Source organism: Pseudarthrobacter equi, from assembly GCF_900105535.1.
Lineage (GTDB): Bacteria > Actinomycetota > Actinomycetes > Actinomycetales > Micrococcaceae > Arthrobacter > Arthrobacter equi.
On the sequence record NZ_LT629779.1, the window covers coordinates 292,964 to 308,784 of the forward strand.

At 64.0% G+C, this 15,821-nt stretch carries 9 protein-coding genes; 1 reads left to right on the plus strand and 8 read right to left on the minus strand.

The annotated features are described in order from the left end of the window. The first annotated feature begins 125 nt into the window (after nucleotides 1–125). Nucleotides 126–1,496, plus strand: a complete 1,371-nt coding sequence (locus BLT71_RS01300) for a hypothetical protein (protein ID WP_231994402.1) — start codon at nucleotides 126–128, stop codon at nucleotides 1,494–1,496. 150 nt (nucleotides 1,497–1,646) lie between these two features. On the opposite strand, the gene BLT71_RS01305 is transcribed toward BLT71_RS01300, so the two are convergent. From BLT71_RS01305 to BLT71_RS01340, 8 genes are all read right to left on the minus strand, one after another. Continuing rightward, nucleotides 1,647–6,338: a DUF4082 domain-containing protein gene (locus BLT71_RS01305; RefSeq protein WP_091716897.1), complete on the minus strand. Its 4,692-nt coding sequence runs from the start codon at nucleotides 6,336–6,338 to the stop codon at nucleotides 1,647–1,649. 93 nt (nucleotides 6,339–6,431) lie between these two features. Beyond that, nucleotides 6,432–8,993: a WecB/TagA/CpsF family glycosyltransferase gene (locus BLT71_RS01310; RefSeq protein ID WP_091716899.1), complete on the minus strand. Its 2,562-nt coding sequence runs from the start codon at nucleotides 8,991–8,993 to the stop codon at nucleotides 6,432–6,434. 442 nt (nucleotides 8,994–9,435) lie between these two features. Beyond that, nucleotides 9,436–10,743 (minus strand): M18 family aminopeptidase, encoded by a 1,308-nt coding sequence (locus BLT71_RS01315; RefSeq protein ID WP_091716901.1) that lies wholly within the window; start codon nucleotides 10,741–10,743, stop codon nucleotides 9,436–9,438. Nucleotides 10,744–10,753: 10 nt separating this feature from the next. Continuing rightward, entirely contained in the window at nucleotides 10,754–11,680 is a 927-nt protein-coding gene (locus BLT71_RS01320) for an intradiol ring-cleavage dioxygenase (RefSeq protein ID WP_091716903.1), read from the minus strand. Nucleotides 11,681–11,738: 58 nt separating this feature from the next. Continuing rightward, the gene (locus tag BLT71_RS01325; protein ID WP_091716905.1) at nucleotides 11,739–12,431 is read right to left on the minus strand and encodes a response regulator; all 693 of its coding nucleotides are present in this window, start codon (nucleotides 12,429–12,431) and stop codon (nucleotides 11,739–11,741) included. Beyond that, nucleotides 12,428–13,801, minus strand: a complete 1,374-nt coding sequence (locus BLT71_RS01330) for a sensor histidine kinase (RefSeq protein WP_172829888.1) — start codon at nucleotides 13,799–13,801, stop codon at nucleotides 12,428–12,430. Before BLT71_RS01330 ends, BLT71_RS01325 begins: the two co-directional genes overlap by 4 nt. Nucleotides 13,802–13,814: 13 nt before the next feature. Continuing rightward, nucleotides 13,815–14,711, minus strand: a complete 897-nt coding sequence (locus BLT71_RS01335) for an ABC transporter permease (protein ID WP_091716907.1) — start codon at nucleotides 14,709–14,711, stop codon at nucleotides 13,815–13,817. A 5-nt stretch (nucleotides 14,712–14,716) separates the two neighbouring features. Next, on the minus strand, nucleotides 14,717–15,682 hold the full coding sequence (locus BLT71_RS01340) for an ABC transporter ATP-binding protein (RefSeq protein ID WP_091716909.1): 966 nt from the start codon (nucleotides 15,680–15,682) through the stop codon (nucleotides 14,717–14,719). Nucleotides 15,683–15,821: the final 139 nt, after the last annotated feature.

A 15,821-nucleotide genomic window follows, 5' to 3' on the forward strand; every position in this document is an offset into this window, starting at 1 on the left:
ACAAAGCGCCGTTTACGGCCAATGTCGTGAGTGATATCTTAGCCACAATTCAGTCCTTTTAACCCTGCATATTTCCGCAAACTTCGTGCAGGTATAGGCCTGATATTCGCGATCGGGGAAATAGTGTGAAAGCCAAATTTGAACTCCGCAATGGTTTATACAAAACAATGTGGAGTTCCGCAAAGTCGATGTGGAAAAGCGCAATCATAATGGCGTTTATTCTGGCAGCGTCCTACATTTCACCCAGTGCGCGCACTGACGTCCCGGCGTCGGCGCAGGTACTCCTGCCGCCGGGAATCTCACTCCATCCGATCGACGGGGGCACCGCGTATTACGGCAGGTTTTCTCCATCCCTACCGGATGATCCCGGGTTCTTCCCCGTGGGGGTCTGGTTTGAAAGTGTGCTGAGTGACGTGGATATTGCGACGGACCGTGCCGCCGGCCTGAACACCTATGTGCAGCTCACCGATGATTCGAACGTGGATTTAGTGAAGTCGAACGGCCTGCACGCTTTTCCGTCCACCACGAAATCGGGATCTTCAGGTTTTGTAATCTCCGACGAAGTTGACATGTGGGGTGGTGGCGGGAACAGCAATTGGACCGGCCGGACGCAGGGCGAGGGCATCATTTGCGATCCCCCCGATTCGGCCTGTGGCTACACGATACAAGAGTCCCTGAAATTACAGTTTCCGCGCCAATCCCTGCTCTACGCCAATTACGGCAAGGGCGTGACATTTCATCTCAAGGATTCCGAAGCAGCACAATTTGTCAACCAATACCAGGATGTGGTGTCCGCGGACAATTATTGGTTCACGGACCCCTATATCTGCAGTCCGGTGGAAGGCGGTGCTGTCTTCGCTCCAGGCCGCGACCTCAGCGACGAAGAGTGCCGCACCGCAGCCCATTACGGCTGGACCGTTGACCGGGTACGCTCACTTGTCCAACCCGCCGGTTCAAAGCCCGTCTGGGCCTTCGTCGAAGTTGGCCAGCCGTTCTCCGATCCTGCTTCGCCCCCCATAAGCCCGGCGCAAGTGCGCGCTGCAGTGTGGAGCAGCCTCATTCACGGCGCACGGGGCATCGTGTACTTCAATCACAATTTCGGCGGCACGTGCCTGTCGCAGCACGTCCTTCGCGATGAGTGCGGCGGTGACGTGCGTCCTGCCGTAACAGCAGTGAACCACCTCATCACCAGCTTGGCTCCAGCGCTGAATGCGCCTTCCATAACAGGCCTTATCACCAGCGGCACGCCGGGCGTGGATATGTTGGTTAAGGCCAGCGGCGGACACCTCTATCTGATGGCAGCTTCCACCCGCAACGAGCGGAGGGACGTTGCTTTTTCCCTTGCCTGCGGTTCGCCGGAGCAGGTCACTGTCCTGGATGAGGGCAGGACCATTTCCATGTCGGGCAAGACTTTTACGGATACCTTCGACGACGCGAACGCTGTTCACGTTTACCGGTTCGACGGTGGGAGCTCCTGCAACCTCGGTATCAACTGATGCCCTGCCCCTGGGATACGGTGTCCAACCGTGCGCCGTTGCCGTGACTGGCGCCCCTTGGCAGGCATGATCCTTCCGGCTTAGCGGGAGACATGCCACGGGCCCGCGACGCCTGCTCGGCTCGTCGCGGGCCCGTGGTGGACAGTATTGCTAGGGCGTTGCTACTTCCACGTCCACCCAGTAGTTCGTGGAGTTCCATGTATTCGTCGGAAAACCACCTCCCCCGTAGAGGTAGACGCCGTTCCCGCCGCTGGTGCCTTCAGCGAGTCCGTGCAGGATTCCCCTGTCAGCAGACTTTCCGGCAAAGAATGCACCGTCCGCCGAGTAGAAACCGTTGGGGGCCACATAGGAAACCACATAGACGGTATTGGCGGTAATGGGAATTGGCGTTGCAAAGGTGGCCCGCTGCCAGCCGGTGGCGCCTTCGTTGGTAAAGGTTACAGAGCCAAGAAGCTGCCCGCCGGAAGTCCATAACTTGCCGATATGCGTTCCGGTGTTCTGCGGCCCCTTGTAGAACCTGACGGCTGTGACATTGGCATTCGTATCCGCCCTGAATTTCATGCCAAGTTCTACTGCGGAGTTGTCCTGGACGGTAACAGTGGACGGAACCGCTGCGGAATCGAAAACAGTGCACGGGCAGCCTGCCGTTGGCTCCTGGACCGTTGTAAACGACCAGCTGAACGGCGCCGCCATGGCCTGTCCGTTACTTCCCTTCGCCCCGGAGACTGTGGCGGTAAAGGTGGTGTTGTAGCCCAACGATGCCGTCGGAGTGAAGACGGACGTGTTCGTGAGGCTGTCATATGTGAGCGTGCCGGGGACGCCCGCGTTGGACGCATCCCTGACATTGAAAGTCACGGTACTTGGATCCACCGCGCGATCGTATGTTGCCTTGACCGGACTGGCAGTGGCGACGTTCGTTGCCCCTGCTGCCGGCGACGTGGAAGATACCGTGGGCACTGTGGCGGAGGACGACCCATTGAGCACCACGTCAACCCAGTAGTTCGCGTTGTTATAGCTGCTCGATGGAAATCCAGAGGTGCCATACCGGTAGACGCCGTTCAACCCATCCACTCCGCTGGCGAGTCCATGGAGCGGGTAATTGTCCACGGTGCTGTTAAAGAACTGGCCGTCCGCCGAGTAATGCCCGTTAGGCGCGAAGTACGAAACTATGTACGTCGTGTTGGCTTGGATGGCTACAGGGGTGCTGAAGTTGGCCTGCTGCCAGCCGGAACCGGACTCTCCTGTGAACGTAACGCTCCCCAGCAACTGGCCACCACCTGTCCACAGATTTCCGGTGTGGGTACCGGTGTTGCTTGAGCTCTTGTAGAAACGGACCCCCGTGATGTTGCCGGCGATATCGGAGCGGAACTTCATCCCAAGCTCAACCGCTGAGCCGTCAGGTTGATCGATGGTCCCAGGCAGGGTACCGGCCGCAAACACAGAACACGGGCAGGCCGCAGTGGGTTGAGCGGCTGTGGTGAATGTCCACGAATAAGGTGCAGCCATCGCCGTCCCAGCAGAGTTGGTGGCACCGCTGACCGTGGCAGTGTACGTGGTGCTGAAGGCCAGTGCACTGCCTGGTGTGAAGGTTGCGGTGGTTCCGCTGTACGACACGCTTCCCGCCACCACCGTGGCACCTGTTTGGAGTTTGAAGGTGATGCTGCTTGCGGTGACGGACTGATTGAAAGTGGCCGCTGGAGCCGTGTTGACACCCACACCCGTCGCCTTATCTGTCGGAGCCGTGGACAACACGGCCGGTGGTGCCGCTGCCGCTGCGGTCGTGAACGTCCAGGTGTACGGCGCGGCCATGGCCTGTCCCGTGGAGCTGACGGCTCCGCTGACCGTGGCGGTGTACGCCGTGTTGAAGGCCAGTGCGCTGCCCGGTGCGAATGTGGCCGTGTTGTTCGCGGAGTTATAGCTGGTGCTTCCCGCCACCGGCGCGTTGGAGGGACCGGTCAGGGTAAAGGCAACCGATGAGGGGACCACAGCCTGGTTGAAGGCGGCGGATGGTGTGGCAGACACCGCCACACCAGTGGCCTGGTTGGCCGGCGTCGAACTGCTCACTGCCGGCGCAGGCGGTGGGGCCGTCGTCGTGAATGTCCAAGTGTAGGGACCAGTCATCGTTTGGCCCGCGGCATTGGTGGCTCCGCTTACTGTCGCAGTGTAGGTGGTGTTGTAAGCCAGGGACGACGACGGGGTGAACGTCGTTGTTCCCGAACTGTAGGTAGTGGTTCCGGGAACCAGTGAAGCGTCGGGCTTCTTCAGCGTAAACACAATGCTGCCCGCCGTTACCCCTTGGCTGAAGGTCGCGGAAGGAGCAGTGCTGACCGGTACGCCCGTTGCGGCGTTCGCCGGGGATGTTGAGGTGACCGAAGGTGGCGTTGAAGTGGCAGGCATGAACCGCACATCAACCCAGTAGTTTTCGGCGTTATATGAAGAACGCGGGAAGGCACTTGCTGCGCCATACGTGTAAACCCCGTTTCCCGAGCTGGAGGTGTTCCGAAGGCCATGCAGCACACCGCTGTCCAGGGAAGAGCGGCCAGCCGGCATGGGAGAGGGATTCGGGTACATGAACCCTGCCGCTTGGGCATAGTGGCCTTGCGGGGCGAAATAGGAAACCACATACGTCGTATTGGGCGAGACAGCCACAGGGCTTGCGAAATTTACCGTTTGCCAGCCGGTCGCCGTCTCACCGGCAAAAGTAGCCGTGGCGAGCCTGGTTCCGTCTGACGCCCACAGATTGCCCACATGGGTACCTTTGTTAAGGCCCGACTTATAGAACGACACACCGTTGATCGTTCCCGGCACGTCAACCGTGAACTTCATGCCGACTTCAACGCTGCCACCGTCACCGGAGTCCGGCACGGCGGGCACCACGCTCGACCCGAAAACGGAACAGGGGCATGAAACGTTGACGGTGGCGCCGGAACCTGGCACTTCGGTATTGCCGGAGTCATCCGTGGCCCGAACCTTTATGGAAACCGACGGGCTGCCGTGAACTGTCCAGCTGTAGGTCCAGTTGGTGGTCCCGCTGGCCACGCGCCAGGTGGTCCCGCCGTCCGTGGAAACCTCAACGCCGGCCACCACCCCGCCTGCATCAGATGCTGTCCCGGAGACCACCAGGTTTGAACCATCAGCAAGCGTCTGGCCATTCAATCCCGCCGTGATCACAGAGACGGGTGCGGTTGTATCCGTCGATTTCGTTGCCCCCACCAGGCCCGTGAGGAGTGTCGAGGGTTGGACTCCCATATCTGCGAAGAGGTTCACCGTGGCCTGCTGCATGTTCTTGTCCGGCGAGCTGGTGGGGATCGTGAAGTTGTCCAAGCCGTAGGCCCATTGGACCGTTCCTGCCCCGAAGACGAGGGCACCGCTGGGGGCCCGGTACATCATCAGGTTGTGTGTCTGGCTCGATGGGGCGGTGGTGCTGCCGTAGTCCGTGAAGGCTTCCGGCACAGAAACTGTGGTGGATGAGAGCTTGAAGGCGCCGGCGGGCCTGAAGCCGTTGTCAGCATCAATGTCCCACTCGTATCCCAGCGTGTCGAGGCCGCTTCCGAGGGTGAGGGACTGGGTACCGGTCAGCCTTGCTGCAGCGGTATTCCGCCACAGTCGAAGCGCCGCATATTGGGCCGGAACCTTGATATCCGCTGATCCGGAATTCACCAGGAAGAATTGGCCCGTCAGCGAGTTCTCCGGATTCCCACCGCCGGAAGCCGTCCCAAAACGCGGATCCCGCCAGGTTCCGGTCCATTCCACCGGGTCCACAGGAGTGTTGTAGTGAGTGTCCTTGTAGCTGACCAAGGTGCGCCCGGAAGTTTGGGAAGTATCGATGGATGCCTCCCACCGGGTCCGCCAGAAAGCCTCATTGCCGCTGAAGAAGGCCAGGCTCACCCCGGCATTTCGCGCTGCCTCAACATTTGAGCGTTGAGTTCCACTCCAGTACTCGTCATGGCCCGATGAAATGAAGACCTTATGGTTCTTCAGCAGGTTTCCCTTGGTTGCTGTGTCGAGTCCGCTCATGTAGCTGACGTCGTATCCATTTGCTTCCAGGAACCGGATCATGGGGTATTCGGTATCCATCAGCCAGCTGTGGCCAAGGTCGCCCGTAGACAGGAAAGGCCTGTTGTACGACACCTTGAAGGCGGATTTGTATGCCAGTGGATTCCCCGTGGGGCAGGCGACGGTACAGCTGTAAAGGCTGTTTCCCCCGTAGGTGTTGTAGGCCTGCCACGTAGTGTCCGATGTTTGCACGACGATGCCACTGTTGCCTGCGTCGTTGCGCACCACGAACGGAACCATGCTGTCCCCGCCGGTGTCATTTCGTACGAGATGTGCGAAATACACGCCCGAGACCGCTGTTGACGGGACGGTCCACGTAGCAGAGACAGCCCAGTTGCCGCAGTCGATCAGTCCGGTACCCTGCTGTGTCAGGCAGGCCGGCTGCGACTGAGGGAGATTCACTTTGAGTGGAATGTTGGCCGCTATTTTCCGCGCCCCGTCTCCCTTGTAGTAACCGAAGCGGAGAATATCAATGTGGTAGGCGGAGGCAGGTGTTTTCACCTTGAAACTGATGGCCTCGCCAATATTCACACTCATTGCAGTGCCGAAACCCTGAATGCTCGAATCTCCCGATCCCGTGACTTCCCAGTCAGAGGACGGGGTCCCGGGCAACGAGTTCTCACAGGCAATGGCATTGGTAATGGGTGGAGTGCACGCGTCCGCGCGGGCGGCAGGCGCCGTAACCACCACGGACGCAAACGACAGCGTGGTGGCGATGAGGATCAAAACCAAAGTGCTCGCTGCCGAGCGAAGGGTGCCCGGGGTGAAACTCGATGTCGAAAACACGTTAACTCCATCTTGAGATGCGAATAAGCAAATCTTCGGACCCGGCGTGAAAACACCCTGGCCGCATTGGGGAGGACCGGCAGAGCGGGAACGTCAGGTTCGGCTGCTTTCGTCCCGCTCCCAGGATCCGTGGGAACTCGGCAAAAGGCGGCCCAGCAAAGCGAAGACGGCATACACGGACCCATCAACAGCCGAGGAGGGACTTTTGATGGAAGCGGCCAGTTCCTGAAGGGTTTGCGCAGTGTGGCCACTCTGGGGATGGGGCAATTCGGAATTGCTGCGATACGTGCGCTTCAAAACCGTCAGGAGTGCCCTGCCTGTGCGCGGCGTCCTGACCGTCACGGGCGGGCATTCAAGGACTGCTTTTTCACTGTCCGTGAAAAGCCCGTCGAGGTAGCAGTCCTCGGCCGCCAACTCCGGGAACCGGCCCAAACGCTGGTGTCCGTCCCGGTTCAGCCCGTAGACCCCTGCGCCCCACATCGACGCGGACGCTTGAGGTAGGCGGTTACGTGCCCGGTAGTACGCGCGGACACTCCAGGATGCACCAGCAGTGTCGTACGTGAAACGCGGCCGGGCACAGAGGACCCCACCACCGGAAAGTGCTTCAAAGGTGGCGCGCAGGGCCTCCACCGGTACTTCAACGTCTGCGTCCACGTACATCCGGGGCCAGAGCGTAGCCACCTCGTCACCAGCATTAAGGGCGGCAGGTTTCGATGCCTCGGCTACATCAATCACGCGGACCCCTGGCACCGCCTGCGCGATGGCCGCGGTCCCGTCGGTGCACCCGTTGCAGGCAACTATTATTTCCACGTTGCCGCTCTCACGGGGAAGCGTGAGGGCTTCCAACGCCCTGCCCAATACCGAGGCCTCGTTGTGGGCCGGAATGATCACGGCTCCGGCGGGGATATCCTCCCTCTGCAGGCTGGAATAGCTGGCCGCGTGGGGCAGGGCATCCCATCTCTTCTTCCTTGCGACCAGTCCCAGCGTGCCTCTCCGGCCCGGCAGTCCCATCCGCAGAAGGGCGGAGAGAACCACCATCAGGTGAAAGGCCATTGCGTAGCCGGCATCGTGGTGTTTGCTGGCGTAGCGGACCTTGTTGGCCATCATGAGGGCGTCCAGGGCCGCGGAACGCCCGGAACCGCCTCGCGAATGCAGCATGGCAGCCTTCGGCTCGAACCACACCGTGCATCCAATTTCGCGCACACGGTGCAGGTAATCCGTTTCTTCGGAGTAGAGGAAATAGCTCTCGTCCCATGGGCCTACGGATGCGGCGACGTCGGACCTGATGAGCAGGGCAGCGCCGGTGGCCCAATCCACCCTGTGGGCGTGAACGTAGCCTTCCGCATCGAAATCCATTTCCGAAAGCCACCCGGGGCGCCCCGGGAACCTGCTTCCGCAAAGGGCGTCACCCATCGCCCGGAGGATGCTCGGTTCCCGGCGCAGGGATGGATAGACGGTGCCGTCCGGGTCCCGAAGGACGGGCACCACAACGCCTGCCCCCGTTCGGGCCATGGAGGCGCGCAGCACACCAATCGCCCCCCGCATGACCTGGAGGTCCGGGTTGAGCACCAGGTACGTGTCGGCCGTTCCCGCCCTGGCCATGGCCGCATTGATCCCGGCCGCGTAGCCGATGTTGCCTCCCGTGGCGAACGCATCGACCCCGGCATAGCGTGCGGCGATGGTCAGGGTCAGCGGGTCAGGCGAGTTGTCCGCGACCACCACTTTAATGGATTGTTCCCCGGTTTCGGGGCACAGGCTGTCCAGGAGGCCGCAGATGTCTGAAGCGCTGTTATAGGTAACCACCAGCACTGCCACGTCGGCATGTTCGGTGACCGGCGTGAAGCCGTCGCGTGGCACTGTTCGGCTCCCCGGGGCCGCAGTGCTTCGCGGCTCGGAACCTGCCACGCTCCCGGTTGCTGGTAGCGCGGACGTTGCGGCAGTTCCGCCGCTGAATCGCTGGAGCTTAAGGTAAGCCTCCGGCCCGTCCACCAGGTATCTCTTTGCCAGCCGACGCGGTTCCAGGGCCAGCCGCCACGCCCATTCCAGGCCCGCGTTGGCAACACGAACCGGCGCGCGGCGTATGTTGCCGGCCAGGAAGTCAACCACTGCCCCGAAGGCAAGCAGTACTTTTGCGCCGGTCAGGGCTCCGTACTCTGAGATCCACAATTCCTGCCGGGGCTTGCCAAGGCAGACCACAAGAATGTCCACGCCTGATGCACGGATGTCCGCGATGAGCTGCGTGCACTCAGCCCGGTCAGTAAGGTCCTGCCGTTGGGGAGTCCACCACCCGGCTATGCGGAGCGCCGGCCGATCACGCCGAAAGCGCTCGTGAGCCATTTGCTGCGCCTCGACGCTGCCTCCGAGGAACCCAACGGACAGTCCGTTGCGATCCGCCCCGTCGAATAGCACGTCGATGAGATCGCTGCCTGCGAGGCGCGGCCAGGAGCGTCCGGTCAGGCCTTCCGCCTTGGCCACCAGGGGGGCACCATCAAGCAGGGTCAGCCAGTTAACCGGGGCAAGATCCAGGCACCCCTCCCATCGGCCGCCCGACCCGAAATGGTTCACGTGGTCGAGGTTCGCCGACAGTACTCCCAGTGGCGTCTGACCGGTGGCGGCATGTTCCAGGATCGCGGCGACGGCCGCCTCCTGTGTCATGAGGTCGACGCCGACTCCCCCGAGTAAAACCTTCCGAGACCCTCCGGCCGGCTCTCGGTGCCGCCCTCTTGGGCTCCTTCCAGGAGCGAAAAGTCCAAATAATCCCAGTACTGGGCTGTGCCGGCGGGACTCTCCAGGTGCAGACGTCATCTCATGGCTCCAAGGTCGCGGCACGACCAGGGAAAGTAGCCAGAGCCGGGGTCTGCACTCCCCGGCTCCGCCTGACCGGCAGAAGCCGGCACCCCGTCGCGTCAGTCAGTTAGGACGGGTGACCGTTGGGTAGGACCGTCTGGTCCCGTAAAAGCGGTCCGGAACCGTGGACCGCCTACCCTTGGGGCTCCCGTATGGCACCACCGTAGGGGCGGGTACTCTTCCCCACTAGGCGCAACCAAACACCGTGTGGGTACCCGCACGGAACATTGTGGGCACCCCGGCGGAGTACTTAGAGAGCCGTGCGGAAGAACAACTCGGCCACGGAGGCCAGCCGCCAGGGATCCTGCACACCGCACAGCTCGCGGGCGGAGTGCATGGACAGCAGGGCCACACCCACATCCACGGTCCGGATTCCCAGCCGCGTGGCGGTCAGCGGACCGATGGTGGAGCCGCACGGGATCGCGTTGTTGGACACGAACTCCTGGTAGGGCACGCCCGCTTCACCGCACAGCCGGGCCCACAGCGCCGCCCCGGGTGCGTCCGTGGCGTACCGCTGGTTCGCGTTGATCTTCAGCAGGGGCCCGCCGTTGAGCACGGGGTGGTTGGCGGGATCGTGCCGCTCGGCATAGTTCGGGTGGACAGCGTGGCCGGCGTCGGCGGAAACACAGAACGACGCCGCCAGGGCCTGCCGCCGCTGGCTCACCGAGGCGCCGAGGCCGTCGGAGATCCGCACCAGCACGTCCTCGAGGATGGGCCCGCAGGCACCGGAACGCGAGTTGGAGCCGATCTCCTCGTGGTCGAACGCGGCCAGCACGGCAATCGGTGCAGCAGCGTCAGCGGCACCGGACGAAGCATGCGCTATCAGCGCCGCGAGCCCGGCGTGCGTGGAGGAAAGGTTGTCCAACCGCCCGGACGCGAAGAACTCACCCGACCCCCCGAAAACCGCGGGTGCCTGCGTGTCCGCGATGACGACGTCGTACCCTCCGATGCCTGAAGGATCAACGGAGGCGCCTTCCACGGACGAGGCCAGGACCCGCAGGACGTCGAAGTCTGCCGGGTTTCCCAGTCCCCACACCGGGTTCATGTGCCGCTGCTTGTCGAGCGTCAGCCCATCGTTAACGGCACGGTCCAGGTGGATGGCCAGCTGGGGGAACCGCAGCAGCGGTCCGGTGGCGGCCAGGTGCTCGGTGCCGTCCAGCATCACCAGCCGGCCGGCCAGCCGCAGCTCCCGGTCCAGCCAGGAGTTCAGCAGCGGGCCGCCGTAGACCTCCACCCCGGCCTGCAGCCAGCCGTAGGCCCCGGTGGTCGGCTTCGGCTTGAGCTTGAAGGACGGCGAGTCCGTGTGGGCGCCCAGGATGTGGAACCCGGTGGTGGGACCGGCGTGCTCCGGAACCACCCAGGCGATCAGTGCGCCATCCCGGATGATGAAGAATTGGCCGGCCCCGCCGTCCCACGGCTCCAGCTCGTCAAGCCGGGTGAATCCCGCGTCCGCCAGCCGGCGTCCGGCCTCGTGGGCCGCATGGAAGCTCGACGGCGACGCGCTGACGAAAGCGCCAAGGTCCTGGATGTGGTCTGTGGCAGGGGATTGGTTAGGCATGCTCCCGAGTCTAGATGGTGACGTTGAGCCCAGCCGTGTAGCCCGCGGCCGCCGAACCTGCCATCGTGGCCAGCTGGTAGATGCCGCCGTCGTCACCAAACACGTTGTCTGACTGCAGGGTGGTGCGCTTCATGTTGGTGACGCTGCGTTCGTATCCGGCCGTGGCGTAGACGTCGTCGCATGCGGCCTGGGTGAGCGCAATCTGCGAAACCGCCAGTACCTGGCCCGCCGCCGTCGCGTTGTTCATGGACTCGAACACTTCAAAGTGGATGTGCGGCCACCGGCCGGAGTAGGCGCCCGGGAAAATGGACGTGAACGTGACCTGGCCGTTCGAATCGGCCTCCTGGACTCCGCGCAGGTAGTTCTCATTGGTGAGGCTCGAATCGTACATGGAGTACTTTCCGTCCCGGTCGCAGTGCCAGGCATAGACGGCGGCGCCGGCCATGGGGGTGCAGCCGTTGGCGTTGTCCAGCAGGGTCAGCGTAAATGTCAGCGGGACGCCTTCGGCGGTGGCGGAGGCTGAGCCGAAGCTGGAGGTGATGTCTTTGCGGACCACTCCGGACGCTTCGAGGACGTTGGGGCCGTTGGAACCGTCCCCGGGGAACGGTCCTGCGGTTTCCTGCGGGATCTCCACACCGCATTCGGCAATGGCGCGGGTCAGCGTGGGGGACGGAGTGGCGCTGGCGGAAGTCGCCGCGGACGGGGAAGCGGACGCCGTGGCGGAGGCGGTGGAAGCGGACGACGCCGGCTGGCTGGCCGTGGAGGAACCGCCCGGCGTGCAGGCGGCCAGGGCAGCCGCGGCACCGCCGGCGCCAAGGAACAGTCCCAGCGACCGCCGGCTCAGCATCGTGGACAGGTCGAACTCCAGCCCCCGGTCGTGGTCTGGGTGGGGCTGTTGTTCCTCAGGGCCGGATTCATGGGGCGGAAGCAAAGTCATGAGTCCATCAAAGGGCCTGGCCCTATGTCCTGCATAGGGCCTTCCTGTGAACCGGCTGTCAGTAGTCGGGGTTGCTGGGCACCACCAGCCCGGTTTCGTACGCGTACACCACCGCCTGCACCCGGTCCCGGAGGTGCAGCTTGGTCAGGATCCGGCGCACATGCGTTTTCACCGTGGCCTCAGACAGGAAGTACCGGTGCGCGATCTCGGCGTTGGACAGCCCCTCCGCCATGGCCTCGAGCATCTCGGTTTCGCGCGGCGTCAGGTCCCCCAGCAGGGGGTCGGGAGCCTGCGCGGCGGGGGCCGGGGCTGCCGCACCGCGGACGTACGTTTCCAGCAGGCGCTGGGTGACCCTCGGTGCCACCACTGCGTCCCCGCTGGCCACCACGCGCACGGCGTGGATGAGTTCGGACGGCGCCACGTCCTTGAGCAGGAACGCGGACGCCCCTGCCTGCAGCCCGGCGAAGGCGTACTCGTCCACATCGAAGGTGGTGAGGATGATGATGCGGGCCGGGGACCCTTCGGCAGTGATGGCGCGGGTGGCTTCGATGCCGTCCAGCACCGGCATTCGGACGTCCATGAGCACCACGTCCGGGGTGAGGTTCCGGACGAGCTTGACGGCTTCGGCGCCGTCGGAGGCTTCGCCCACGATGTGCAGGTCGTCCTCGCCCTCCAGGATCAGGCGGAATCCCATCCGCAGCAGTGGCTGGTCATCCACCAGCAGGACGGTGATCGGTGCGTGTTCAGTCATGCCTTGCCTTGCAGTTCGGGGGGTGCGGAGATCGGTTCAGGTCGGTCATCGGCCGGGCAGGTCAGGACCGCGTGGACGCGCCAGCCGCGCCCGCCCGGCCCGGCGGTCACCGTACCGGAGTAGATCCGGGCCCGCTCGGCCATGCCGGCGAGCCCTTGTCCGGTCCCAAACGGCAGGCCCGATCCCGGCGATGCGTCGGCCTGGGCACCTCCGTCATCGGTGCGGTGGGCACTCCCGCCTGCGCCGTCGTCGTGCACGTCAATGGTCACCATGGCGCCCTGCCGGGCGATGTCCACGTCCACCCGCCCCAGGGATCGACCGTAGCGGAGCACGTTGGTGAGCGATTCCTGGACGATCCGGTACACGGTGAGCTGGAATGCGGCATCGTTGGGCAGCGCCGGGCCGGTATGCGAATAGTGCAGCGGCAGCCCGGCGGTGCGGAAACCCTCCAGCAGCTTCGCCAGGCTCTGCCCCGCCGCCAGCGGAGTCCTCGGGGCGGCCGTTCCGGCGTCGTCTCGCAGCACGCCCAGCACCCGGCGCATGTCCGCCAGCGCTGTCCGCCCCGTCCGGGACAGTTCGCCCAGCACCTCGCCGGCCCGCTCAGGGCTTTTCCGGACCACGACGCCGGCGCCGTCCGAGAGGCTGATCATCACCGTCAGCGAGTGGGCAACAACGTCGTGCATTTCCCGGGCGATCCGGTTGCGTTCGTTGACGGAGGCAAGCCGGGCGGTCCGCGCGGCCCACGCGGCAACCTGCTGCTCATGTTCCCGGCGCTGCTTCACACCGATGCCGATGCCCGTGGCGATGACGTTGGACAGTGCGATGGTGGCACCGGTGGCGATGCTGGTGAGCAGGTGGAAGTCCGCCGGGTTGGCCCCCTGGTCCTGGACGAAGGAGTTTTCCATGGGCCCGACGGCTGCCAGCAGGTAGAGGAGGGCGAGCGGTGCGGTGGCTGCCGCCATGGTGATGAGCGCGAAGCGCCGGGTGTGCACCACCGCCACGGAATACAGCGAGAACCACAGGCCCGTGGACACGTTGGACCCCCAGGGGTGCAGCAGCGTCACGGCGACTTCCATGACTGCCACGAAGGCCACCAGCCCCACCGGGTGGAAGCGCCGCAGGAACAGTGCCCCCGCCACGGTCCCCAGCAGCGCAGCTGCCAGCCACTTGCCGGAGACCAGGGCATCCACGGCGGTGGGAGCCACCAGGAGGATGTAGCTCAGCGCCACCACGGCGTCCATGACGCGCGGGTGTTCGTAGAGGTAGCGCCGGATCCTGCCCCGGCGCCTCTCGTTAAGCTCGGCAAAGGACGCGGCGGCCTGCCAGTTGCCGGCGACCAGCGCGTCCTTTGCCGTTGATGCTTCGTTCATGCTGTCCGTAGGGTCAGACGTCGCGATTCTTGAGCACGATCATTGCCGGCACCAGGAACAGCAGGACGTAGCCCAGGAAGAGCAAGCCGCCCTGCCAGGGGTCGATGTAGGCGTCGATTTCGCCGATGGCCAGGAAACGGCCGCCCGCTTCGCTCGGAATGTACTGCGGCACGTACTTCCAGAAGTCGCCCGGGATAAGTGAGGCAAAGCCCGCGGCGATGGGGATGACGAAGAAGATGCCCACCAGCACGGTGATGGCGCCGGCCGAATTGCGCAGCAGGGTGCCCAGGGACAGGCCGATGAGGGCCACGCCCGCCACGTACAGGCCACCGGTGAAGACGCTGTAGATCACGCCGTCAGTGGACCAGGAGAGGTCAAGCCCCAGGCCTTGGAACATGGGGACGGACAGCAGGAAGGTGACGGCACCGGCCACCGTGGTGATGACGTAGGACACCACCGCCAGGATGATGGCCTTGGCCGCGAAGGCCGGGGTGCGGGCCGGAACGGCGCTCATGGTGGAGCGGATCATGCCGGTGGCGTACTCGGAGGCCATGAACAGGACAGCCAAGGCACCAAAGATCAGGATGCCGATCTGAAGCCCTGCGTTGGGCAGGTTGTACAGGTCGAGGCCGGAGCCCGGCGGCATGGACTGCTCCAGCATGTCAGAGGACGGTTCCAGCCCCTGGGCCCTGGCGTTGGCGGCCATGGAATCGAGGATGTTGTAGCGGACGAACGCGGTCAGGACGCCGACGCCGATGATGGCTGCGAACGTCAGCACCAGCAGGATGCGGGTGGACAGCAGGGAGAACAGCTTGATCCATTCGGAGCGCAGGACGCCGCCGAAGCTCAGGCTGTGCCGGGTACCGGCAGCGGAACGCGACGCGGGGGCGTTGTTGATTGTTGTGCTCATGGTCCTTACTTTCCTGCCGTCGCCGGAGCCGGGGCCGCCTGCGGCTGGCTGCCCGCCGGGCCGCCTGCCAGGTGCGAGTGGTATTCCACTTCGTCCTTGGTGAGGTCGAAGTAGGCGTCTTCAAGCGAGGACACCTTGGGGGTGAGTTCGTAGACCAGCACGCTGTTGTCCAGGGCCACCCGGGCGATCTGCCGCGGATCCAGGCCGGTCACGGTCAGGGTTTCCGGCTCGCTCTGGTCCACCGTCACACCGTTGCCTGCGAGCAGCGACTGCAGCTGCAGGGCGTCGTCGGTGCGGACCAGGGTCTTGGCCTGGCGGGTTCCGGCAATGATGTCCTTCACGGGTGCGTCGGCGATGATCCTGCCGCGGCCAATGACGATCAGGTGGTCCGCGGTCTGGGCCATTTCGCTCATCAGGTGCGAGGACAGGAACACCGTCTTGCCCTGGTTCGCGAGATAGCGGACCAGGTTGCGTACCCATAGCACGCCTTCGGGGTCCAGGCCGTTGACCGGCTCGTCGAGGATCAGTGTCTGCGGATCACCCAGCAGGGCGGCGGCGATGCCCAGCCGCTGTCCCATGCCCAGCGAGAAGCCGCCGGCCTTCTTCTTGGCCACGGCCTCCAGGCCGGTCATCTCGATGACCTCGTGGACCCGTGCCTTGGGGATGCCGTGCGTCGCGGCCATGGCCAGCAGGTGATTGTAGGCGCTGCGGCTGGTGTGTACCGCCTTGGCGTCGAGCAGTGCGCCCACCTCGTGCAGCGGTGCCTTGTGCTGGGCGTAGGGCAGTCCGTTCACCGTGACGGAGCCCGACGTCGGCCGGTCCAGTCCCATGATCATGCGCATGGTGGTGGACTTCCCGGCGCCGTTGGGTCCCAGGAAGCCCGTAACCTGTCCGGCCCGGACTGTGAAACTGACCCCGGCCACGGCGGTCTTTCCGCCGTAGGCCTTGGCCAGGTCTGTTGCCTCAATCATGGAGTGTTCCTTTGATCGGCAGCGCTGGGCTGCGGAATGCGTTTAGGGAGGTGGTACCCCCTACGCTACCGACGCGGGCAGGGCTTTTCGCCGGTCTCAGGGATGATTCAGGGGCGAATCAGGGTAGTCCCGACGGATG

Bases quoted from the DNA above. Each gene is read 5' to 3' on its own strand.
- BLT71_RS01310 (WP_091716899.1), bottom strand. From the start codon at position 8,993: ATGACACAGGAGGCGGCCGTCGCCGCGATCCTGGAACATGCCGCCACC.
- BLT71_RS01315 (WP_091716901.1), bottom strand. From the start codon at position 10,743: ATGCCTAACCAATCCCCTGCCACAGACCACATCCAGGACCTTGGCGCT.
- BLT71_RS01320 (WP_091716903.1), bottom strand. From the start codon at position 11,680: ATGACTTTGCTTCCGCCCCATGAATCCGGCCCTGAGGAACAACAGCCC.
- BLT71_RS01325 (WP_091716905.1), bottom strand. From the start codon at position 12,431: ATGACTGAACACGCACCGATCACCGTCCTGCTGGTGGATGACCAGCCA.
- BLT71_RS01330 (WP_172829888.1), bottom strand. From the start codon at position 13,801: ATGAACGAAGCATCAACGGCAAAGGACGCGCTGGTCGCCGGCAACTGG.
- BLT71_RS01335 (WP_091716907.1), bottom strand. From the start codon at position 14,711: ATGAGCACAACAATCAACAACGCCCCCGCGTCGCGTTCCGCTGCCGGT.
- BLT71_RS01340 (WP_091716909.1), bottom strand. From the start codon at position 15,682: ATGATTGAGGCAACAGACCTGGCCAAGGCCTACGGCGGAAAGACCGCC.